General features: G+C 50.1%; 25 protein-coding genes and 1 tRNA gene. 20 read left to right on the top strand and 6 right to left on the bottom strand.

From position 1 onward, the window contains the following. The first annotated feature begins 43 nt into the window (after nucleotides 1-43). Nucleotides 44-661 carry a FlgO family outer membrane protein gene (locus RNAN_RS06960; protein WP_148275673.1) on the top strand — a complete coding sequence of 206 codons (618 nt, stop codon included), beginning with the start codon at nucleotides 44-46 and terminating at the stop codon, nucleotides 659-661. Nucleotides 662-665: 4 nt separating this feature from the next. On the opposite strand, the gene RNAN_RS06955 is transcribed toward RNAN_RS06960, so the two are convergent. From RNAN_RS06955 to RNAN_RS06945, 3 genes are all read right to left on the bottom strand, one after another. Continuing rightward, on the bottom strand, nucleotides 666-1580 hold the full coding sequence (locus RNAN_RS06955; protein ID WP_008220184.1) for a pirin family protein: 915 nt from the start codon (nucleotides 1578-1580) through the stop codon (nucleotides 666-668). A gap of 100 nt (nucleotides 1581-1680) precedes the next feature. Continuing rightward, nucleotides 1681-1755, bottom strand: a tRNA-Arg gene (locus tag RNAN_RS06950). A 47-nt stretch (nucleotides 1756-1802) separates the two neighbouring features. Beyond that, nucleotides 1803-2936, bottom strand: coding sequence for a flagellar assembly protein T N-terminal domain-containing protein (locus tag RNAN_RS06945; protein WP_008220182.1), 1134 nt, complete (start codon nucleotides 2934-2936; stop codon nucleotides 1803-1805). A gap of 126 nt (nucleotides 2937-3062) precedes the next feature. On the opposite strand from RNAN_RS06945, the gene RNAN_RS06940 reads away from it, so the two are divergent. Next, nucleotides 3063-3524, top strand: a complete 462-nt coding sequence (locus RNAN_RS06940) for an LPP20 family lipoprotein (protein ID WP_008220180.1) — start codon at nucleotides 3063-3065, stop codon at nucleotides 3522-3524. 27 nt (nucleotides 3525-3551) lie between these two features. Here RNAN_RS06940 and RNAN_RS06935 read toward each other — a convergent pair whose 3' ends face one another. From RNAN_RS06935 to flgA, 3 genes are all read right to left on the bottom strand, one after another. Further along, nucleotides 3552-3983 carry a flagellar protein FlgN gene (locus tag RNAN_RS06935; RefSeq protein ID WP_008220179.1) on the bottom strand — a complete coding sequence of 144 codons (432 nt, stop codon included), beginning with the start codon at nucleotides 3981-3983 and terminating at the stop codon, nucleotides 3552-3554. Continuing rightward, a complete protein-coding gene (gene flgM / locus RNAN_RS06930) occupies nucleotides 3980-4300 on the bottom strand; it encodes a flagellar biosynthesis anti-sigma factor FlgM (RefSeq protein ID WP_008220177.1) in 321 nt (106 codons plus the stop codon). Before flgM ends, RNAN_RS06935 begins: the two co-directional genes overlap by 4 nt. Before the next feature lie 75 nt (nucleotides 4301-4375). Beyond that, entirely contained in the window at nucleotides 4376-5074 is a 699-nt protein-coding gene (flgA, locus tag RNAN_RS06925) for a flagellar basal body P-ring formation chaperone FlgA (RefSeq protein WP_008220175.1), read from the bottom strand. A 129-nt stretch (nucleotides 5075-5203) separates the two neighbouring features. On the opposite strand from flgA, the gene RNAN_RS06920 reads away from it, so the two are divergent. The 18 genes from RNAN_RS06920 to RNAN_RS06835 all read left to right on the top strand — a co-directional run bounded on the left by RNAN_RS06920 (nucleotide 5204) and on the right by RNAN_RS06835 (nucleotide 22164). After that, entirely contained in the window at nucleotides 5204-6133 is a 930-nt protein-coding gene (locus RNAN_RS06920; protein ID WP_008220173.1) for a chemotaxis protein CheV, read from the top strand. A 16-nt stretch (nucleotides 6134-6149) separates the two neighbouring features. Beyond that, nucleotides 6150-6983 (top strand): CheR family methyltransferase, encoded by an 834-nt coding sequence (locus tag RNAN_RS06915; protein WP_008220171.1) that lies wholly within the window; start codon nucleotides 6150-6152, stop codon nucleotides 6981-6983. A 75-nt stretch (nucleotides 6984-7058) separates the two neighbouring features. Beyond that, nucleotides 7059-7460, top strand: coding sequence for a flagellar basal body rod protein FlgB (gene flgB / locus RNAN_RS06910; protein ID WP_008220170.1), 402 nt, complete (start codon nucleotides 7059-7061; stop codon nucleotides 7458-7460). Nucleotides 7461-7462: 2 nt separating this feature from the next. Beyond that, nucleotides 7463-7888 carry a flagellar basal body rod protein FlgC gene (flgC, locus tag RNAN_RS06905; protein WP_008220168.1) on the top strand — a complete coding sequence of 142 codons (426 nt, stop codon included), beginning with the start codon at nucleotides 7463-7465 and terminating at the stop codon, nucleotides 7886-7888. An 11-nt stretch (nucleotides 7889-7899) separates the two neighbouring features. Further along, nucleotides 7900-8589 (top strand): flagellar hook assembly protein FlgD, encoded by a 690-nt coding sequence (locus tag RNAN_RS06900; protein ID WP_008220167.1) that lies wholly within the window; start codon nucleotides 7900-7902, stop codon nucleotides 8587-8589. 17 nt (nucleotides 8590-8606) lie between these two features. Next, nucleotides 8607-9911 carry a flagellar hook protein FlgE gene (gene flgE, locus RNAN_RS06895; RefSeq protein WP_008220166.1) on the top strand — a complete coding sequence of 435 codons (1305 nt, stop codon included), beginning with the start codon at nucleotides 8607-8609 and terminating at the stop codon, nucleotides 9909-9911. A gap of 120 nt (nucleotides 9912-10031) precedes the next feature. Next, the gene (gene flgF / locus RNAN_RS06890; protein WP_008220165.1) at nucleotides 10032-10778 is read left to right on the top strand and encodes a flagellar basal-body rod protein FlgF; all 747 of its coding nucleotides are present in this window, start codon (nucleotides 10032-10034) and stop codon (nucleotides 10776-10778) included. A 40-nt stretch (nucleotides 10779-10818) separates the two neighbouring features. Continuing rightward, nucleotides 10819-11607 (top strand): flagellar basal-body rod protein FlgG, encoded by a 789-nt coding sequence (gene flgG / locus RNAN_RS06885; RefSeq protein WP_008220164.1) that lies wholly within the window; start codon nucleotides 10819-10821, stop codon nucleotides 11605-11607. 11 nt (nucleotides 11608-11618) lie between these two features. Beyond that, nucleotides 11619-12296 (top strand): flagellar basal body L-ring protein FlgH, encoded by a 678-nt coding sequence (flgH, locus tag RNAN_RS06880; protein ID WP_008220163.1) that lies wholly within the window; start codon nucleotides 11619-11621, stop codon nucleotides 12294-12296. Nucleotides 12297-12336: 40 nt separating this feature from the next. Further along, a complete protein-coding gene (locus tag RNAN_RS06875; protein ID WP_008220162.1) occupies nucleotides 12337-13422 on the top strand; it encodes a flagellar basal body P-ring protein FlgI in 1086 nt (361 codons plus the stop codon). 1 nt (nucleotide 13423) lies between these two features. Continuing rightward, nucleotides 13424-14464 (top strand): flagellar assembly peptidoglycan hydrolase FlgJ, encoded by a 1041-nt coding sequence (gene flgJ / locus RNAN_RS06870; RefSeq protein WP_008220161.1) that lies wholly within the window; start codon nucleotides 13424-13426, stop codon nucleotides 14462-14464. A 42-nt stretch (nucleotides 14465-14506) separates the two neighbouring features. Then, nucleotides 14507-16525 (top strand): flagellar hook-associated protein FlgK, encoded by a 2019-nt coding sequence (gene flgK / locus RNAN_RS06865; RefSeq protein ID WP_008220160.1) that lies wholly within the window; start codon nucleotides 14507-14509, stop codon nucleotides 16523-16525. 2 nt (nucleotides 16526-16527) lie between these two features. Beyond that, the gene (flgL, locus tag RNAN_RS06860) at nucleotides 16528-17763 is read left to right on the top strand and encodes a flagellar hook-associated protein FlgL (RefSeq protein ID WP_008220159.1); all 1236 of its coding nucleotides are present in this window, start codon (nucleotides 16528-16530) and stop codon (nucleotides 17761-17763) included. Between the two features lie 158 nt (nucleotides 17764-17921). Beyond that, a complete protein-coding gene (locus RNAN_RS06855; protein WP_008220158.1) occupies nucleotides 17922-18749 on the top strand; it encodes a flagellin N-terminal helical domain-containing protein in 828 nt (275 codons plus the stop codon). A 197-nt stretch (nucleotides 18750-18946) separates the two neighbouring features. Next, nucleotides 18947-19771 carry a flagellin N-terminal helical domain-containing protein gene (locus tag RNAN_RS06850; RefSeq protein ID WP_008220157.1) on the top strand — a complete coding sequence of 275 codons (825 nt, stop codon included), beginning with the start codon at nucleotides 18947-18949 and terminating at the stop codon, nucleotides 19769-19771. Between the two features lie 65 nt (nucleotides 19772-19836). Then, entirely contained in the window at nucleotides 19837-20664 is an 828-nt protein-coding gene (locus RNAN_RS06845; protein WP_008220155.1) for a flagellin N-terminal helical domain-containing protein, read from the top strand. Between the two features lie 217 nt (nucleotides 20665-20881). Then, complete coding sequence (locus tag RNAN_RS06840; protein WP_008220151.1) at nucleotides 20882-21706, top strand: flagellin N-terminal helical domain-containing protein; 825 nt, start codon at nucleotides 20882-20884, stop codon at nucleotides 21704-21706. Nucleotides 21707-21774: 68 nt separating this feature from the next. Further along, complete coding sequence (locus RNAN_RS06835) at nucleotides 21775-22164, top strand: flagellar protein FlaG (protein WP_008220149.1); 390 nt, start codon at nucleotides 21775-21777, stop codon at nucleotides 22162-22164. Nucleotides 22165-22168 lie beyond the last annotated feature (4 nt).

Raw genomic sequence — 22168 nt, 5'->3', positions numbered from 1 at the left:
GCTGCCGATATGCAGACATAACATGTTAATGGCAGAGGTAACAATGAGAATAGCAGGCGTTTTTTGCTTAGGTTTACTGGTAGCGGGCTGTCAGCTTATTAGCCCTTTTGCTGAGCAACAGGCGCCAGGCCGTGCCGGTCAGCAACAGGCTGAGCCCTTTACTCAGGTGGCAGCGGGCAATTACTTACCGCCAAATACCGCCGTGATGCAACCAACTAAACCACTGAGTGACTACGCCGCCGATTTAGCCCTGCAGCTGCTGCAGTCTATGCAATATCAGGCGCCGTCACAGCCAATTGCGATTAGCTCCTTTGTGCAGTTAGACACGGCGTTGGCACACAGTAATGCACTGGGTAATCAGCTGGCTGAGCATTTATTTGTTCAACTGCATCGTCTTGGTGTTGTGGTGGCAGATATTAAAGTAGCCCGCCATATTCGCGTTACTCCGCAGGGCGATATTGCGCTAAGCCGGGGCGCCTACCTGGATAAACAGCAGCGGGCTGCTTATGTACTCACCGGCACTATGCTACAGGATAATGCCGGCGTAGTGGTTAATGCCCGGGTGGTTAATCTGCAGAGTAAAGCGCTGCTGGCCAGTGCCCAGATCCATATCCCACAGTTTGTACTGGCATCCGCCCAGGCTAACTTGTTAACGCCCTGACCACTCAGGGCGGTAGCGGAATAAACTCCTCCTCATCATCAACCACTTTAGCAAAGCGACCGGCGGCCCAGTCCTGCCGGGCCTGTTCAATACGCTCTTTGCGGCTGGAGATAAAATTCCAGTTAATAAAGCGTGGGCCAACATTATCACCACCAATAATGGCCAGGCGACTGTCGGCATTGGCCCGCACGCTGACATTCGGTGTATCGTTAAATACGGCCATGCAGTGCGGTTTAAGTTCGGTGTCTTTCGCGCTGACACTGCCCGAAAGCAGATATAGGGCGCGCTCTGGCGCCTCAGGCAGCACTAAGGTTTGGCCCGCCCTTAACTGCGCCTCCACATACAAGGTGTTGGCAAAGGTTTTCACCGGTGAGCGCACGCCGTATGCCTCACCAATCAGTACCCGCACGGCCACACCTGATACATTTAGTGCCGGGATCTCACTGGCGGGGTAGTGATAAAACGCCGGCGCTATTTCTTCATCGGCAACGGGCAGGGCTAGCCACAGTTGTAGCCCATCCAACCGATGAGCGGAGTTGGTAACCTCAGGCCGCTCGCGTTCAGAGTGGGTAATGCCAGCGCCTGCAACCATCAGGTTAATATCGCCCGGGCGAATACACTGCTTACTGCCTAACGAGTCACGGTGCAAAATTTCACCGTCAAACAGGTAAGTCACCGTGGCCAGATTAATATGCGGATGCGGCCTGACATTAACACCCTGGCCTGGGCCAAACTGCGCCGGGCCCATATGGTCGAAAAAAATCCACGGGCCAACCATTTTGCGCGCCCGCGTTGGCAGCAAACGCTTAACCTTAAAGTCGCCTAAATCGGTCTCGCGCGGCTGAATAATAAGCTCAATCGCATCACAGCCTTGCTCTACCGCGCAATCAAGTTCAGTGTCGTTGTTTTCAATACTCATCAGCGTCACCTGTTTTACTAATAACAGGTGCCAGCATGGACAGCTATGGCGAAAAATGCAAGTTGGCTGCTAAACAGCAAAGGATAAAACAGTGTGGGAATGGCTGCCCCAACAGGAATCGAACCTGTAACTGCCCCTTAGGAGGGGGCCGTTATATCCATTTAACTATGGGGCAACGGCGCAAAAGTCTACCAGAAGCTCAGCGGCTTGCAAGCTGCTGGCTTAATAACTGCTGATTTTACGCACGCTTACTATATCACCCTGGCGGATCTGTTGGATTAAGCGGGCCTTTGGCTCAGTGGCCCAGGCGTGCTGGCTGCTGATATTGGTGATGCTTACCCTGACGGGATCGCGCAGCAGCTGTTTAACACCCGGTGTGGTCGGGTGGCGCTGTAGCTGATATACCTGCAGCTGGTCGCCCAACTGCAGGCCGTGGTCGGTGCCCAGTTCCAGCATGATCTGGTTGTTATCGGTTTGCTTTATGCTGCTAAGTAGCGGCTGACACTGTAGTTGTTGTTGTACATCTTCGGCGATGGCCTGCAGTAGGCGGTCTATTTTGCTGCCATAGGGCAACAGCCAGAATGCCTGGCTGTGGCTGGCCGGGGTGTTGTTACTTTTGTATGGCCAGCCGGCGCTGGTGCGGTATTCTTGCCGGTATAACAGCCGCTGCTCAAAAATATCGAACAGCTGGACATCGATAGCAAAAAAGCGCTGCTTCTCGGCACTTTGCCAAAAGCGGTTGGTTTGCTCGCCCAGGCTTAAATCGTTAATGGTGGCACTTAGCAGATATTGCTGGCCACTTTGAAATAGCCGTTCGCCATGGGGGTAGGCCAGTGCGCTGTCATCTATCGTGTGGCCGGCAGGGGTTACCAGCGCAGCCGGGCTGTAATCTCGCAGGTGGCGCTCCAGCTGTGTGGTTGCATCGCTGCCCAGCTGAAATAATTGCCCATAAATGGCATCTTGTCTGGCTTGCAGGCGAATTTCACTTAGTAGCAGTGGTTTACGGTATAAGTTACCTTCGCAAGCGCTTTGCTGAGGCTCTATATTTACTCTAACCGTTACTGTAAGCACTTTGCCGTTTAATTGCTCAGACATTAACTGCAACTGTTTTATTTCTCCTGCACTGGCGATAGCCAGCTGCTCGTTCTGCAACACGCCGTTTATCAGTTGCTGGTTGCTGCTAATGCGCGCGCCGGCCGCCAGTGCTGCGCGTTTAATCGCATCATCGATAGCACTTTGCCGGGCGCCAGTGGTGTCGCCGCGCTCTACCAAGGCCTGGCCGGTGGCTTCAAACCAATCGGCGGCGGCAGTAAAACAAAGGCCACACATCAAAGTGACGATTACTGAGCGTTTCATAACAACCTTATTAAGCAATAAGCCAGATAAGTATGAAGTTAGCAAAATACATGCCTGAATGCTGGCGCAGTTTTTGCTCAGTACTAACAGATGACAGACGATAGATGACGGATAACGGAGACCAAGATGATGCCACGTATAACCGCCTGGTTGCTGGCCGGCAGTTTAGCACTGACCGGCTGTAGCACACTGTTTGACCGTGAAATAGAGTATGAGCCGGTAAAGCCAGAGCGTTTTGTTAAGCTTAATGCAGTAGGTTATGCCTCTATTAGTGCTCAGCAGGGCAGCGATCAGCAGCAAAAGATGTTACAGGCGATGAAAGCGTCGAAACTGGACGCTTACCGTGAACTTACCGAAATGGTCTATGGCCAAAAAATTGACGCCTCTGAGCAGCTGCGGGACAGGGTATTGTCTGATGATAAGTTGTCTGCGTCGGTAAAAGGGCTGATTACCGGAGCGCGGGTGGTGAAAACTTACGCGCTGGATGATGTCTATGTTACCGAGTTAGAGCTGGATTTTGAGCAGGTGTATTATTTGTATCAAAACAGCCAACCGCGGCAAACCGTGAAGAGCGTCCGTTACTATTAATAACTAAGCGTTTTACCGGCAATTGGCTTAGGCCTTGATGCCTTTGCCTTTATTGTCGATGGCCGGTTTGCCTTTACTGGTGTAAGTTAAACCGGCTTTGCCACGACTGGATAATAATTCGGTTTTAAAACGGGCCAGCGTTAGCTGGCTTTGTTCCAGCGTTTGCTGATTAATATCGTTATGGCGTTTGCATTGCGCCAGCAGTTCGTCAAGCTGGGCAACCTGCTGTTTAAACCAATCTTGTTGTTTGCACTGTGCCAGCGCCGGCTGTGCGGCCAGTTGATTGTCAGTGTCATGCAGCTGGGTAAGGAGCGCTGTTTTTTCGCCGGTAATACGGTTCAGGCTTTCAATGTCGCGGCTGGCAAGGGCGGCAAGTTCTTGCCGCAATAGCGACAACAGCACATCCAGGTGCTGTTGCTGCTGGTTTAACAGGGTGAGGATGGCATGGTCAGCGGTCATTTTTTACCGAACAGTTCGCTCTCAAACTGCACTATGCGCCGGGCCAATTGCTCAACATTAATTTTGTACTTACCTTCGGCAATTGCCTGCTTAATTTTATCGACCTTTTCCTGGTCAATGCCGCTGCTGTTGCCGGCCTTTTCCGTTAATTTAGCAAACTGCTGGGCTTGCGGTGTAATAGACACCGAGTCCTGCTTTTGATTAGCCGCCTGGCTGGCATTTTGTTGCACAGCCGCTTGCTGGCGCTGAGCATTTTGCTCAACCTTATCAGTTTTTACTTGCGTCGGATTTTGCAAGTTGTTGATATTAATAGCCATGCTAGAACCTCATCACCTTAATACATTCCTTATGTTCAGGTTAACGGCATTGAACAGTAAAACTTTAGCGAAATTTTAAAAAATTACGCTGACCCGATCGACACCTGTTACCTGTACCTGAATTGTGCGCCGGGACTGCTGATTCTGCACGCTGATGGTATCGCCCAAGCTGCCGTCAGACAGTGCTGTACCAGTTGCTGCGACATTTAAACCCTTGTCAGCAACTGATATTGTAACAACATCTCCTTTACAGACAAGACAAAGATCCTGCAAGGTTAAAAGTTGTCCCATTGCCAGCGCTTTTTTGGCTTTTGCCCCTATTACCTGCGTTGGCTCGGTAACCGGTGTACCGCGGACAAAACGGCGCTGGCGCTCTGCCAGTTGTACCATATCGGCAGTAAGCCGGCTGCCTGTAGCAATATTTTGACTGAGCACCACAGCGGTGAGTATTTCATCAATCCGCACCGGCACATAAAGTTGCCAGCTGTTGTTGTCGCTACAGCGAATTTGAATGGTATTTTGCCGCTGCGTCAGCGGCTGCGACAGGCTAAAAGCAAGCGGTGTTGCGCAGCTTTTGCGGCCAATGCGGCTATCCAGCGGCGTAATGGCGACATCCAGTGCTGTTTCATCTGGCAGTTGTTGGGTCAGCCAGCTATGGGCCGCCTCCGTCAGCTCCGTAGTGCTGTACTGCTGGCTTTGTGCCGACAGTTGGCTGGCCCACAGCAGGCTTAGGATGGTAAGTGCCTGTTTAGCTAAATTTTCGTACTTTTTCATAAGGTTTCGGCTATGCTTTACGGGTTAGGGGTTATAACATACGACATAAGTTTGACGCTGCCATACCCAAGCCAGTCAGGTAACAGGTGCAAGCAAGAATTGATCCGATAAGCCACAGAGGAGCTGCAGATGGCCGGTATTTTAGACTCAGTAAACCAGCGTACGCAGTTAGTAGGCCAAAACCGGCTGGAGTTACTGTTGTTTAAACTGGTGGGGCGTCAGCGTTATGGCATTAATGTATTTAAAGTGCGCGAAGTGCTGCAGTGCCCGCCGTTAACGGCTATACCCAAACGCAATAAATATGTGCGCGGAATCGCCCATATTCGTGGCCAGACCATATCGGTTATAGATTTAAGTTTGGCTACCGGCGGTAAAGCGATAGAAAACACCAAAGACAGCTTTATTATCATTGCCGAGTACAACCGTTCGGTGCAGGGCTTTTTGGTTAATTCCGTTGAACGTATTATCAATATTAACTGGGAAGCCATTTTACCCCCGCCCAAAGGCACCAGTGGTAAGCAAAGTTACCTGACCGCGGTGACGGAAATTGATAAAGAACTGGTCGAAATTCTGGATGTTGAAAAGATCCTGGAAGAAATTTCGCCCTCTCCCACAGTTATTACCAAAGAGTTAGATACACAAAGTATTAATACCGATTTAGGCGACCGCTTAATTCTGATTGCTGATGACTCTGCCGTGGCGCGTAATCAGGTGAAACGGGCACTGGAGAGTTTGGGTGTAAAAATGCATCTGGTAAACAATGGCCGCGAAGCGCTAACCTATCTGCAGGATATGGCGAAAAGCTGCAGCGAGTCGGTAACAGAAAAAGTCGGCCTGTTGATTTCAGACATTGAAATGCCCGAGATGGACGGTTACACCTTAACTGCTGAAATTAAATTAGATCCGCGGCTGAAAAAACTGCATGTCATCTTGCACACTTCGCTAAGCGGGGTGTTTAACCAGCAAATGGTGCAAAAAGTGGGTGCTGATGATTTTATCGCCAAGTTTAACCCGGACGAGTTGGCACAGTCGGTACAAAAGTGGCTGCATGCTGATTAAGCGTTAAGGATAACCTGTGCCGAACAAAGATTTGCAAGATAAAGAATACGTGTTGTTCCGTGATTTTCTGGAGCAGCAGTGCGGCATTGTATTGGGTGAAAACAAACAATATCTGGTAAAAAGCCGCTTGGCGCCATTAATGCAGCGCTTTGGCGTGGCGTCGTTATCAGAGCTGGTAAATAAGACGCTAAGCCCGTTTGAGCGTCAGCTGCGCTCCGCGGTGATAGATGCGATGACTACTAACGAAACCCTGTGGTTTCGAGACACTTATCCTTACGAACTGCTGAAGAAGCAAATATTTCCTGAGCTGGAAAAAGATTGCCGCACGGTGAAAATATGGTCTGCCGCCAGTTCTAGCGGGCAGGAGCCGTATTCAATAGCGATGACGGCGCTGGAGTATCAGCAAAGCCGTCCCGGGGCTTTTAGCTTGGGGGTGCATGTTTTGGGCACTGACATTTCCAATACTATGCTGGAGCATTGTCAGCGCGCAGAATATGACGGTCTGGCGTTGTCACGTGGGCTATCGCCAGAGCGGCGCAGTAAGTTTTTTGAAGACAGTGGCAAAGGCATGATGCGGGTAAAAGACAACGTACGCAAAAACGTCAATTTCCGCCACCTTAACCTGCTGGACAGCTATACCTTACTTGGCAAGTTTGACATTATTTTTTGTCGCAATGTGCTTATCTACTTTTCTGCCGACGTAAAGGCAAAAATTATCCGCCAGTTTGCCCAATCACTGAACCCCAAGGGCTATTTGTTCCTCGGTGCGTCTGAGTCGCTATCCAGTTTAAACAATGATTTTGACATGCTGCGTTGTAATCCCGGCATTATTTACCGCAAAAAAACTTAATTAGCCAAACTTGCTTAATTGTTGGCCTGCGTTTTGCAGGTGGATTGCCATCAGGTAACAACAGGTGGCAAAAAAATGGCAATCAGCTTCGACAAAGCCTTTGGACTTCATCCGGACGCCATGCTGATCCGTGATCGGCGTGCGCAGGTGTTAGCAGAAAACATTGCTAACGCCGATACACCCGGTTACAAAGCCAAAGATATCGATTTTCATCAGGCGTTACAGCAGGCCAGGGCAAGGCAAGGCGGCAATATTGCCCGCACCGATGAGAAACATTTCAATATCTCTATCGCATCACGCCAGGAAACCCAGTTCCGCAATCCGGACCAGCCCGATACGGGTGATGGTAATAGTGTCGATATCCACCGCGAACGTAATGCTTTTATGCAAAACAGCCTGGAATATCAGGCCAGTATGACCTTTCTCAATTCCCGCATTAGTGGCTTGAAAAAAGCCATTACCGGTGGAGGACAATAATCATGAGTGCTTATAACATTTTTGACATTACCGGTAGCGGCATGACGGCACAGTCGGTGCGGATGAATACCACCGCCAGTAATATTGCCAATGCCAACAGCGTCAGTAGCAGCGTTGAGCAAACCTACCGTGGACGTCATCCGGTGTTTGCCGCTGAATTATCTGAAGCCCGCCGCCAGCAGGGCGACGCCAGTGTTGGCGTGAAGGTGCTGGGGATTGTTGAGTCTGATGCGCCATTAAATGTTGAGTACGCACCCAATCATCCGTTGGCTGACGAGAACGGCTACATCTATAAGCCCAATATCAACATTATGGAAGAGATGGCGAACATGATTTCTGCGTCACGCTCTTATGAAACCAATGTGCAAACGGCGGACGCGGCCAAACAAATGATCATGCGTACGCTGCGTTTGGGCCAGCAATCATAAAGGACTGAGAGATGACCTCTAATGTAAATAACAATTCTGCCCTTGATGGCATGTATTGGAACCCGGAAACAAAGACGCCGGATAAAAACAATGGTGCCTTAACGCAGTCTGATTTCTTTGCGCTGTTAACCCAACAGTTGGCTTATCAGGACCCGACCAAGCCGGTTGAAAATGATCAAATGATTGCGCAAATGACCAATTTCACCATGGCCGATGGTATAGGCTCGTTAAACGAGAGTTTCAAAGGCTTTGCCGAGAGCATGACATCAAACCAGGCATTACAGGCGTCGTCCTTGGTAGGACGCAGTGTATTAACCCAGTCAGAAGATATCGTCTTTACCGGTGATACCCTATCGCGCGGCAATATTGAGCTGGATAAGCCTGCCACCATGATGAAAGTGCGTATCGAAAACGAAAAAGGTGAGCTGGTACGCAGTTTTAGTGTAGAGAACCCCAAAACCGGCAAAAACGATTTTGTTTGGGATGGCACTGACGCCAACGATGAAGCCGTGGTGGCCGGAGTATATAAAATTAAAGTGGACGTTAGCTACACCGACGGCAAAACGGCCACCTTGCCGGTGAATGTTTATACCCCGGTTGGCAGTGTCAGTATGAATGGCACTGGCGGCGGCATTATGCTTAACCTGTTGGGGTTAGGTGCCGTGAAATTAAGTGATGTATTAGAAGTTTCATATAGTTAAGCGAGCTGAGGTGAATTATGAGTTTTACTATTGCATTAAGCGGTTTAGCCGCAGCACAGAAAGATTTAGATGTAACCGCGAATAACATCGCTAACGTCAACACCACTGGTTTTAAAGAGTCCCGGGCCGAGTTTGCCGATGTGTACGCCACCTCGATTTTTGCCTCTGGCCGCACTAAAGTGGGTGACGGTGTAACTACCTCAACAGTGGCGCAGCAATTTAGCCAGGGTGCGCTGAAGTTTACCAATAACTCGCTGGATTTAGCCATTACCGGTGAAGGTTTCTTTGCCTTAACACCAGACAGACAATCGCAGGACTTAACCTATACCCGTGCCGGTGCTTTTAAACTGAACAAAGACAACTTTATTGTCGATAACAACGGCAATTATTTGCAGGGTTTTGCCGTTGACCCGGTAACCGGTGAAAACCAGTCGGTGAGTTTAAGCACGACTCAGCCTATCGCCATACCCACCTCGGCCGGTGCGCCACGTGCTACCACCAACATATTCTTAAGTGCTAACCTGGACTCTCGTGAATTGGCAACGGATGCTATTGCCTTTGATGCTACAGACCGGGCTACCTATAACCACTCTACGTCTGTCACGGTTTACGACAGCTTGGGTGAGTCCCACACTGTTACCACCTATTTCCGTAAAACGACAACGGTACCACCAGCTAATGCAGAGTGGGAAACCTGGGTAGTGTGGGATGATGTAACCGGGTTACCTATTCAGGGTGATAATTTGGTGTTTGACTCCAGTGGTAATTTTGTACCTGCCGCACCACCACAAACGGTAACATTACCGGCTGCAGCATTAAATGATCCGCTAAACGGCTATCTCACCAACGGTGCGCAGTTTGCGACTGATGTGGTGGTAAATTTCCGTGATGCGTCCGGTGTGCGTGAACCTACCCAATATGCCTCTACCTTCGATGTTACCAACTTAAGCCAGGACGGTACTACTGTTGGTTTCTTAACCGGGGTAGATATTGATGCTTTTGGCCGGGTACTGGCCAGCTACAGTAACGGCGATTCGGCTTATTTATCACAGGTCGCTATGGTGCGCTTTGCCAATGTGCAGGGCTTAAAGCAAGTGGGGAACACTTCCTGGAAGCAAAGTATTACTTCAGGCGAGCCTATCGGTGGCCAGGCCAATACAGGTACTTTCGGTGCGGTTAATGCCTCATCGCTGGAGCAGTCAAACGTTAACCTGACCACTGAGCTGGTTGACCTGATTAGCGCGCAACGTAACTTCCAGGCCAACTCGCGGGCGCTAGAGGTAAATAGCACCTTACAGCAAACGGTACTACAGATCCGCTAACTGCTCAGCGGCTAAACGTACACAACACCACCTTCGGGTGGTGTTTTTTTATCCCTATTTTGGCGCTTATCTGGCATTAAACTTGCTGTGTATTAGCAGAGACGAGTAACGGAGCATGTTATGGACCATCTGTTATATATCGCCATGAGTGGCGCTAAAGAAAACATGAATGGTATTGCGGTCAGAGCTAACAACCTGGCGAACACCGGCACGGTTGGCTTTAAAGCTGATTTTGAGCAAGCCCGTGCTATGCAGGCATTTGGTGCCGGTTTACCCACCCGGGTGTTTTCGTTAACCGAGCAGCCCGGTCAAAACTTTGACGCCGGCTCTATTATCATGACTGAGCGCGAGCTGGATGTGGCTATTCAGGGTGACGGTTGGCTTGCCGTGCAAGCGCCGGATGGCAATGAAGCCTATACCCGCGGCGGCAATTTACAAATTTCGGCGCAAGGCATGCTGGAAACATCTAGCGGCCTGCCAGTGATGGGCGATGATGGCCCTATTCAGCTACCGGTGCCGCTGGCCAAAGTAGAAATTGCGCAGGATGGCACGATTAGCGTGTTGCCCCAGGGCGCACCCGCTGACGCCATAGTGCCTGCGGGCCGCATTAAGCTAGTGCGGCCGGATAACCGCGATATGGAAAAAGGCAATGACGGCTTGTTCCGGCGCAAAGATGGCCAGATAGCGGAAGCCGATATCAACGTTAGCCTGCTAAAAGGCGCGATAGAAAGCAGCAATGTCAACGCAGTGGGCGAAATGACTTATATGATCAGCCTGCAGCGCCAGTTTGAACTGCAGGTAAAAATGATGAAAAGCGCTGAAGAGATGGATCGCCAGCAAAATCAGTTACTTCGGATAATGGGCTAAACGCCTGAATCGTTAATGGGCCAAGGCCCGGGAGGCACCTATGCATCCAGCTTTATGGATCAGTAAAACCGGTTTAGACGCGAAACAGCGTGATATTTCGGTTATCTCGAACAACCTGGCCAATGCCAGCACCGTTGGCTTTAAGAAAAGCCGCGCTATTTTTGAAGATTTACTGTATCAGAATGTTAACCAGCCGGGCGGGGCCTCATCGCAAAACTCCGAGCTGCCTAATGGTCTGATGATAGGCGCCGGTACTAAGGTGGTAGCGACACAGAAAAACTTCACCCAGGGCAATATGATCACGACTGACAATAGTCTGGATATGATGATCCAGGGCCATGGTTTTTTTGAAATTTTAATGCCGGACGGCACCATCTCATACAGCCGTAATGGCCAGTTCACGGTGGATGATGAAGGTAATCTGGTGACCTCAGGCGCCGGTTACCAGGTACAGCCGAACATAGTGGTGCCGCCAGATGCGCAAAGCATTACCGTATCGCAAGATGGCCAGGTGTCGGTGCAGTTACCCGGGCAGGGGGAGCCGGCCGTACTGGGGCAGCTTACCGTGACTAACTTTATCAATCCGGCCGGTTTAGAGCCCATTGGCCAGAATCTGTTTCGTGAAACCGGTGCCAGTGGCGACCCGGTGCAGGGCATTCCGGGGCTGGAAGGGCTGGGCATTATTGTGCAGGGCGCGCTGGAAACGTCAAACGTAAATGTGACCGAAGAGCTGGTAAGCTTAATTGAAAGCCAGCGCGTGTATGAGATGAATTCCAAAGTGATCTCATCGGTCGATCAGATGCTGGGCTTTGCCATTCAGCAGCTGTAACAGGAGGCTTTATGTTACGTATTTTTACTGTTGTTGCCTGTGGGCTGCTGTTTGGCGGCTGCGCGGCCGTGCAGGAGCCGATGGCGGACGATCCTTATTTTGCGCCGCTGCAGCCTGAACCGCCGGCGCGGCCTTTGTCGCAGTCGGGTTCGTTGTTTGCCGCAAACCACTCTAATAGCCTGTATTCGGACAATAAAGCCCGGCACGAGGGTGACATTATCACTGTGGTGTTAAAAGAGCGCACCCAGGCCAGTAAGAATGCGAAAACCGAAATGCAAAAAGACAGCTCTACCTCGTTTGAGCCGATGATAGGCCTTGGCGGCCGCAATGTCTCTGTGGCCGGCAATGTGTTGCAGTTTGGCGCCGATTCGACATCAGACTATAAAGGCGATTCAAAAGCCGATCAGAGCAACAGCCTGGTCGGCAATATTTCGGTGAATGTGTTGCAGGTACTGAATAACGGTAACCTGGTGATCCGCGGTGAAAAATGGCTGACACTGAACACCGGTAAAGAGTATATCCGCCTGACCGGCGTTATCCGCTCGCAGGATGTGGATGTGAACAACACGGTAGAATCAACCAAGATTGCCAATGCCCGCATCGAATACAGCGGTACTGGTGCGCATCATCATGGCCAGTCACCTGGTTGGTTAAGCCGGTTCTTTAATGGCCCCCTGTGGCCGTTCTAATAGTGGCCATTGTTATTATGGTTTAGTCCGGAGAATACTCATGAAACAAGTATGGCTTATATTTACCTTGTTGCTGGTGCTGCCAGCCGAGGCGGCGCGCATTAAAGATGTGGCCGATGTTGAAGGCGTGCGGGCTAACCAACTGGTAGGTTATGGTTTAGTGGTCGGTCTGCCAGGCACTGGCGAACAAAGCCCGTTTACCGAGCAAAGTTTTCGTACCATGTTAAGTAACTTTGGCATTAGCTTGCCGGCGGGTATGAAAGCGCAAATTAAAAACGTCGCGGCGGTGGCGGTGCACGCTGAACTCCCCGCTTTTGCCAAACCCGGCCAGACAGTGGATATCACCGTATCGTCGGTGGGCAGTGCGAAAAGCCTGCGTGGCGGCACCCTGATGCAAACCTTTTTAACCGGCTTAGACGGCAATGTGTACGCAGTAGCTCAAGGCAGCCTGATTGTCAGTGGCCTGGGCGCTGAAGGCTTAGATGGGTCGCGTATCCTGGTGAATACGCCAACGGTAGGCCGGATCCCTAATGGTGCTATCGTTGAGCGCGAGGTAATTACACCGTTTTCGCAAAATGAATTTATTACTTTTAACCTGAAACGCTCTGACTTTACGACGTCGAAACGGTTGGCCGAGGCGATAAACAGCTTTATGGGACCAGATACCGCCTATTCGTTAGATGCCACCTCGGTAAAGGTTAGGGCACCGCGTGATATCAGCCAGCGGGTGTCTTATCTATCAACGCTGGAAAACTTAAGCTTTGAGCCAGGCGACCACTCAGCAAAAATTATTATCAATTCGCGCACCGGTACTATCGTGATTGGTAAAGAAGTGCGGTTGTTTCCGGCGGCGGTAACGCACGGTGGTTTAACGGTAACTATTGCGGAGAACCCACGCGTGGTGCAGCCCAATGTGCTGGCCGAGGGCCAAACGGCGATCGAAGAAAACACTATTATTGATGTAAGCCCTGAGCAGTCACGCATGTTTAAATTTGACCCAGGTGTAACGCTGGATGACTTAGTGCGCACCGTTAATGCGGTGGGCGCAGCACCGGGCGATTTAATGGCAATACTGGAAGCGCTCAAAGAAGCCGGTGCTATTCATGGCGAGTTGGTGGTGATCTGATATGAGCCTGACGCCGAACAACGTGTCTTATCATGACTTAACCAGCCTGCAGCAAATTCGCAGCAGTGCCGGCAAAGATGAAAAAGCCGCCTTGCGTCAGGCGGCAGAGCAATTCGAGTCGATTTTTTTCAGTATGCTGCTAAGCAGTATGCGCAAAGCCAATGCCGGCTTTGAAGTGGATGGCATGATGAATAGCCAGACCACTAAGTTCTATCGCGACATGCACGACAGCCAGCTGGCAACCGATTTAGCGCAAAAAGGCGCCCTAGGCTTGGCCGATTTATTAGTGCAGCAATTAAGCCCGGCGCTGGGGGGCAGTAGCCCAGCCAATGGCCATAGCCTGGTTGAGCATAAGCTGGCAGGACAAAGTGAGAGAGCTCTGGCTATGCCTAAAGTGATCTTGCCGGCACTGAAAGCTGTGCGCGCAGCTTCAGCAGATAGCGCCTTGCCCGCTCTCTCTGCACAGATAAGTGCGACGCCAGCCACTACAGCAGAACAGTTAACAGAGACTGCGCTGGCGCAGTGGCAGGTACAAAGCCCGGCCGACTTTGTCAAAAGTTTACTGCCAGCAGCGCGGCAAACTGCCAAAGCACTGGGGCTGGACCCACTGGCCCTGGTAGCGCAAGCCGCACTGGAAACAGGCTGGGGTCAGCGCATGATAAAAACAGCCAAAGGCGCTAACAGTTTTAACCTGTTTGGCATTAAAGCCAATCATGGCTGGCGCGGTGACACCGCAGTGGTGGATACGCTGGAGTACCGTGGCGGCGTAGCGAAAAAGGAGCAAGCCAGGTTTCGCGCTTACCAAAGCCCACAGCAAAGCCTTGAGGATTATGTTGCCTTTATTCAGCAAAACCCGCGTTATCAGGATGCGATAAAAGCCAGTGGCGACACCAAAGCCTATTTTGAGCAGTTGCAGGCCGCCGGTTATGCCACTGATCCGGCTTATGCGCAAAAAATTATGGCCGTGTATCAAAGCCCTGTGCTGCAAAACGCGCGGCAACGCAGTGGCGATACTCAAGATTTCGCGCAAACGGCCGATTAACCACTTAACTAACGCAGCAAAGCAGCGTAGGCGGAGAGAGCAATGTCAGACAATTTACTGCGAATAGGCACGTCGGCCGTGTTGGCCAACACCACTTTGCTCAATACCACCAGTAATAACATTGCCAATATTAATACCGAAGGCTATACCCGCCAGCGCACTGAATTTGAGTCGCAAGTGTTGGGGTTGGGGGTGGGCAAAGGCACTACCGAGCGTTTGGTCAGCGAGTTTACCCAGCGCCAGCTAAGACGTGACTTGTCCAATTTTAGTTTTGCCGAGCAATATGTTACCGAAGCCAACCGGGTTGATGCGCTATTCTCTAACCCGGCTAACAGTATTGCCACCGGCATTAATGATTTGTTTAAACAATTTCAGATAGCCAATAACGAGCCTGCCACTTTGGCCAATCGTCAGCTGATTATTGGCAGCTCGCAGGCGCTGTTGGACAAATTTAATACCCTGTCGAGCCTGGTGCTGGATCAGGAAAACTTTGTCAATCAGCAGCTGGATATTTATACCAGTGAAACCAACGGCTATATAAAGCAAATTGCTAATTTAAACCTGGAGATCGCCTCTTTTGGCACCGGTGCCAGCCGGCCGATACCATTGGATTTATTAGATAAACGTGACCTGGCTATTCAGAAGCTGTCCGAAATGGTTGAAATACGCACCCTGGATGCAGACAACGGTGAAAAGCTGGTGTTTCTGGCGACCGGACAGTCGCTGGTGGTAGAGCGTGGCGATTTTAATCTGGTGTCGCTGCGGGGCGATCCGGATCCGTCCGAGCGCGACCTGAAACTGCAGTTATCCAACCGTATCAGCGTAGAGCGGGATATCGATATTGACAAAGTGGGCGGCAAAATAGGCGGTTTGCTGGCATTTCGCGAAGAGATCCTGGTACCCACGCAAAACCGCTTAGGCCAGTTGGCGCTGTCGATGACCGATGCAATGAATACGCAAAACCGGCTGGGTATGAATTTAAACGGCGAAATTGGCGGCGATTTATTTAAGCTGCCAATAACCAGTGGGTTTGATTTTGCCTCTAATGCTGGCACCGGCGCGGTTAACCTGACGATTGAACCCGGTAAAGGTAACAGTTTGCCACCGAATGATTTTTTACTGACTATCGAAGCTGGCGCAGTGCGGATCCAGGCGCTTGATAGCAAGGGGGAGGTGATCACTGGCTCAGATAAAGTGGTGCCGGTGGCGGCCTATCCGGTAACCATTAACTCCGCCGATGCCGCCGGAGATTTGTATGGCCTGGAAATTACCATAACCGGTGCGCCTGCTGTGGGTGATCAGTTTGAATTAAAACCCTTAAGTACCGCTTCGCGCACCTTACAACTAGCTACCACCCGGCCGGAAGATATCGCGCTGGCCGCCCCGGTCAGAACAGAGTTTACTGTGGCAAACCTGGGCAATGCCCAAATTGAAGGGCTAACAGTCACTGACACTACGCCGGCCACCCTGCCAGATTATGGTTTTGATACACCAGCGGGTTTAATTAACGGCCCCTGGACTATGACTTATGTCGGTGGTGATACCTTTGAGATCGTCGATAATCTGGGCAATCCGGTAGCAACGGCGGCTTTTGGTTCAAACCAGTACCAGAATCTGTTTGCCCAGGCTGGCGTTGATGTCGGCTTTGACTTCTCCGTCACTGGCGTGCCCAGTATTGGCGATACCTTTAGTATCAGCTTTAATGACGGTGGTTTTAACGATAATCGGAATGGTTTGGCGCTGTCAGCTTTGCAAACCGCACAAACCACCCGGCTAAATCCGTTATCAGCGCCCAATAGCGCCAATGCGGTAAACTTTAACCAGACTTATGCCGATATGGTCAGCCTGATTGGTGAGCGCACTAATCAGGCGCGTAATAATGAAGCAGCCAGTAAAGCCTTGTTAGACCAAACCACGGCCTGGTATGAGTCATTATCTGGCGTCAGCCTGGATGAAGAGGCCAGTAATTTAGTGCGTTTTCAGCAGACATACGCCGCGGCAGCGCGAATTATTTCTACATCGCAAACGGTGTTTGACACCCTGTTAGCGGCAGCGAGGTAAGCATGCGTTTATCATTTAATATGAAGTTTAATGCCGGCTTGGATGGCATTTTAACCACCCAGCAAAAAATGAACCGGGCGCAGGACCAGTTAACCAAGCAGACGCGTATTTTAACGCCGGCTGATGATCCGGCTGCGTCAGCCAAAGTGCTGGGGCTTGATCAAAACCTGGAGCAGGTAGCGCAGTTTCAAAATAACAGTGTGTTATTAAAAAACAACCTGGCACTGGAAGAAACCGTACTGACTAATATGCGCACCTCCATCGACCGGGCGCGGGTGCTGGCGATCGCCTCGGGCAATGGTGCTTATACCGAAGCAGATAAAAAGGCGGTGGCTCAGGAGCTGAAGAACATTCAGGTAGAGCTGTTGGATCTGATGAACAGCCGCAATGCCGAAGGCGGTTATATTTTTTCGGGTTTCCAGGACAAAAAGCAAACCTACAGCCTGAATAATGCCACCGGCATTTACGAGTTTCAGGGCGATGACGGTCAAAAAGCGCTGCAGATATCGCCAACCATTGCCCTGGCGGGCAACGACAGTGGCAAATTTGTCTTTGAAGATGTCAACGCCCGCTTTAAAACAACGCCGGCCGTAATAAGCGCTGGTGGCGCGACAGCGGCAGAAGTATCGGTTACCGACCAAAGTCAGTTTGATGCCTATTACAAGCAAAACTATGATGCGTTAACACCGGCCAACAATGATTTTAGTGTTGTGCTCACTGCGCCTTCAACCTATGAAATTCAGCGTAATGGCGCTTCACTGGTGCCGCCGGTAACCGGCACTTTTACGCCAGACGCACCGATTGCCTTTAATGGTTTAACCATTAATATCAGTGGGGCAGCCGCAGTACCCGGGCAAGTGGATTTCTCGCTGCAGGCGCCAGAGAAAAAAAATATTCTTACTACTATTGGCGAGTTTATTACAGCACTGGAAAACCCGGCACTGTCGGCTTTTGAATTTAACGAGGCGATAAGCGATACACTGACACAAACGACCGCTGCAGCCACCAACATTGATAGTTTTCTATCGTCAATTGGTGGCAGGGTTAATGTACTGGACAGCGTGTTTGGCACCAATGAAGATTTAACCGTCAATAACAAAGCCTATCGTGCTGACTTATCCGAAGTGGATTACGCCGCAGCACTAACCGAAATTACCAAACAGGAAATTGCACTGCAGGCGATATCCAATACTTTTGTTAAGGTGTCTGGCGTTAGCTTATTCGACTATATCCGCTAAAGCAGGTGCTGGCAGTAAGCCAGCACCGCTATTTGCTAGATTTTTAAAAAAAATGCTCAAGTTTTAGCAGAAAGCTCCGATAAATAAGTATCAGATGACAAACACGGCAAATTACTAAGCCGCTGTTTTAGATACGATTAAATAGCAGGAGCACGACCATGGCTTTATATGTAAACACCAATACTTCATCGCTGAATGCCCAGCGTCAGTTGTTTAACTCTGGCAATGCTCTGGACACTGCATTTAAGCGTTTATCGTCAGGTTTTCGTATTAACAGTGCCGCTGACGATGCGGCTGGTTTACAGATCTCTAACCGTTTAACCAGCCAGATCAATGGCCTGGATCAGGCAGCCCGTAATGCCAACGATGGTATCTCACTGGCGCAGGTTGCTGAAGGTGCAATGGATGAAATTACCAATTCACTGCAGCGCATTCGCACCCTGGCGATTCAGTCGCAAAACGGTATTAACAGCTCAGCTGACCGCGCAGCGCTGCAAAAAGAAGTGACACAGCTGAAACTGGAAATTAGCCGGGTGGCTTCAACCACACAGTTTGGTACGCAGAACTTATTGGCTGGCGGTTTTTCTGCCACTTTCCTGGTCGGTGCCAATGCGGGGCAAAATATTGATATTCGTTTGTCTCGTACAGGCGGTTATGGTGCTACCTCGCTAGGCTTAGCGGCGTTAAGTGTCGATACGGTGGGGAATGCCTCAGCTGCGTTAGCCCTTATCGATGATGCTATCGGTGTTATTGATGGTACCCGGGCTGATTTAGGTGCAATCCAAAACCGCTTTCAGGCCACTATCCGTAACCTGACGAACATCTCAGAAAACGTGGCAGGTGCCCGTAGCCGTATTCGCGATACCGATTTTGCCAAAGAAACAGCCGAACTTACCCGTACACAGATCCTGCAACAAACCAGCACCACCGTGCTGGCGCAGGCTAACCAGCGGCCACAGGCAGCATTGAGCTTGCTGCAAGGCTAGTGAAAACATCCGGATAAAAGGCCGCTTTATTGCGGCTTTTTTTATTTTAGAGGTGAAATTAATAATTAAGCACTATTTTTATAAATTAACTAAAGTATTCTCTTTTTTTTCCGATACATAAGTAACACAAAAGTATAGCAACATCGTCAATTATGGCGGCTGCTGCTAGTGTTTAATTAGGTAGCAGGAGAGTTAAGATGGCTTTATATGTCAATACCAATACTTCATCACTGAATGCTCAGCGTCAGCTGTTCAATTCTGGTAACGCGCTGGACACAGCGTTTAAACGTTTATCATCAGGTTTTCGGATTAACAGCGCGGCCGATGATGCCGCAGGCTTACAAATCTCTAACCGCTTAACCAGCCAGATCAATGGTCTGGATCAGGCCGCACGTAATGCCAACGATGGTATTTCATTGGCCCAGGTTGCTGAAGGCGCGATGGAAGAAATTACCAACTCGCTGCAGCGCATTCGTACACTGGCTATCCAGTCACAAAACGGTATTAATAGCTCAGCTGACCGTACAGCGCTGCAAAAAGAAGTTACCCAATTAAAGCTGGAGATGAGCCGGGTAGCGTCTACCACTCAGTTTGGTGTACAGAACCTGCTGGCTGGCGGCTTTTCGGCCAGCTTCCTGGTTGGTGCGAACGCCGGGCAAAATATCGATATTCGACTGTCTCGTGCTGGCGGATATGGCACTACTGCATTGGGTTTGGAAACTTTAAGTGTTGAAACAGTTGCTCAAGCCTCTGCAGCGTTGGCACTTATTGACGATGCTATTGGTATTATCGATGGTACCCGTGCTGATTTGGGTGCGATTCAAAACCGCTTCCAGGCTACCATCCGTAACCTGACCAATATCTCTGAAAACGTGTCAGGTGCCCGCAGCCGCATTCGTGATACCGATTTTGCCAAAGAAACCGCAGAGTTAACCCGCACACAGATCCTGCAGCAAACCAGTACCACAGTGCTGGCTCAGGCTAACCAGCGGCCGCAAGCCGCTCTGAGTTTACTGCAGTAACTGGGGTAGAGTGATGAGCCGCTAAAACGCGGCTCATCACTCTCTGACCGAGAAGGAATTGCAGCATGGCGTTAGTGGTAAATACTAATCAATCATCGCTCGCTTCACAGCGTTTACTTAGCAATGCGACCTCGGGGTTAAGCACCAGCTTTGAACGGCTAACGTCAGGTTTTCGTATTAACCGTGCAGCTGACGATGCTGCGGGTTTGGTGATCAGTAATGTGTTGACCAGTCAGGTCAATGGGTTAGATCAGGCGGTGCGCAATGCTAACGATGCCATTTCACTGGTACAGGTAACGGAAGGGGCTTTGGATGAGATTGGCGTCAGTTTGCAGCGCATGCGGGTATTAACCATACAGTCAGAGAATGGTATTAATACGCCAGCCGAAATTGCGGCCATCCAGCAGGAATATGATGAGCTGGCGGCTTCTATCCAAAATATTGCCGATAATACTGAATTTGGTGGCCTGAAATTGCTTGATGGCAGTGGTCAAACTGCAGTGTTTCAAATAGGTGCCAATGCCGGGCAGAAAATTGCAATTGATTTGTCCAATAGTTACGGTAGCGGTGTGACAGGGCTGAACGTTGCAGCGGTGCAGTTAGGCGCAGATGATGCCGCCAGCTCGCTTGATACGCTTGATGCTGCGATATTAAGTATCGACAGTGCCCGTACTGAGCTTGGTGCATGGCAAAATGTGTTAGGTACAACGATACGTAATCTGACCAATATCAGTGAAAATGTGTCGGCGTCGCGCAGCAGGATCCGCGATACGGATTACGCCCGTGAAACCACAGAGTTAACGCGGACGCAAATTATTCAGCAAAGTAGTACCTCAGTGTTAGCGCAGGCCAACCAAAGGCCTCAAGCTGCCTTAAGTGTGTTGAATAACTAAATTAAAGCCACCTTAGGGTGGTTTTATCATTTTGAAATATATAGCTTTTTATTTTTCTCGCCAAAAAAGCAAAAAAATGAGTTTTTTTTCTAAAGTTTTTAATACCGCAGCCGAAAACCTAGTTAAGCCAAGTTGCAGCTTGGCTCAGTTAACGGGATACCCGTATTTTAAACATCAGTTGGAAGTGGCACTGCTACCGACAACTAAGGAGTGACTCATGGCTTTATATGTAAACACCAACACCTCGTCGCTGAATGCACAGCGTCAGTTGTTTAACTCAGGTAATAACCTGGATACGGCGTTCAAGCGTTTGTCTTCAGGTTTTCGTATTAACAGTGCTGCTGATGATGCGGCAGGCCTGCAGATTTCAAACCGTTTAACCAGCCAGGTAAATGGTCTGGACCAGGCGGCACGTAATGCCAACGATGGTATTTCAGTTGCTCAGGTTGCTGAAGGCGCCATGGAAGAGATTACTAACTCTTTACAGCGTATCCGTACACTGGCCATTCAGTCGCAAAACGGTATCAACAGCTCGTCTGATCGCGCTGCGCTGCAAAAAGAAGTAACCGCGCTGAAAGCTGAAATGAGCCGCGTAGCATCTGTAACACAGTTCGGTACGCAAAACCTGTTAAACGGTACTTACTCTGCATCATTCCTGGTGGGTGCTAATGCGGGGCAAAATATTTCTATATCATTAACTGCAAGTGGTGGTTATGGTACAACTGCATTGGGCTTAGCCTCACTAAGTGTTGAAACAGTAGATGCTGCTGCGTCTGCACTGGCACTTATCGATACTGCGATTGGAACGATAGATGGTGCTCGCGCGGATCTGGGTGCGTTGCAAAACCGTTTCCAATCTACCATCCGTAACTTAACCAATATCTCTGAAAACGTGTCTGGCGCCCGCAGCCGGATCCGCGATACAGACTTTGCCCGTGAAACCGCCGAGCTGACCCGTCAGCAGATCCTGCAGCAAACCAGTACAACTGTGTTGGCGCAGGCGAATCAGCGGCCACAGGCAGCTTTATCGTTATTGGGTTAAACTAATACGCGTAGTGGTGAGAAGTTTTGATAAAGTTCTCACCCTACGCGCCGATAAGGAGTCTGAAGATGAGTAGCATTAATGCCAACAGTGCGTCAGGTTTCAGTTACACGGCCACTGCTGATAAAGTCGCTAAAACGGTCGTTGCCGAGCCTAAGGCTGCGGATGAAGCGCAACCGGGCAAATTGGCAGTAGCCGGCGCGCAGCAAATAAGCAAAGTGGAATTGCAGCAAGCGGTTGATGTGGTAAACCAGGCCGTTGCATTAGATCAGCGCTCTTTAAGCTTTTCCATTGATGATGTATCAGGCCGTTCTGTGATTAAAGTGGTAGACTTTGAAACTGACGAGCTGATTAAACAGATCCCCTCTGAGGAGCTGTTAAAAGTAGCACGGGATATTAAACGGTTACAGGAAGAGATGGGGCAGTCAATTGGCCTGTTAATCGACAATAAAGTGTAGAGGT

It is taken from the genome of Rheinheimera nanhaiensis E407-8, from assembly GCF_000296695.1.
In the GTDB taxonomy this organism is placed as follows: Bacteria; Pseudomonadota; Gammaproteobacteria; order Enterobacterales; family Alteromonadaceae; genus Alishewanella; species Alishewanella nanhaiensis.
The sequence above is the reverse complement of the archived record's forward strand: the minus strand, read 5'-3'. Positions and strand labels throughout refer to the sequence as shown.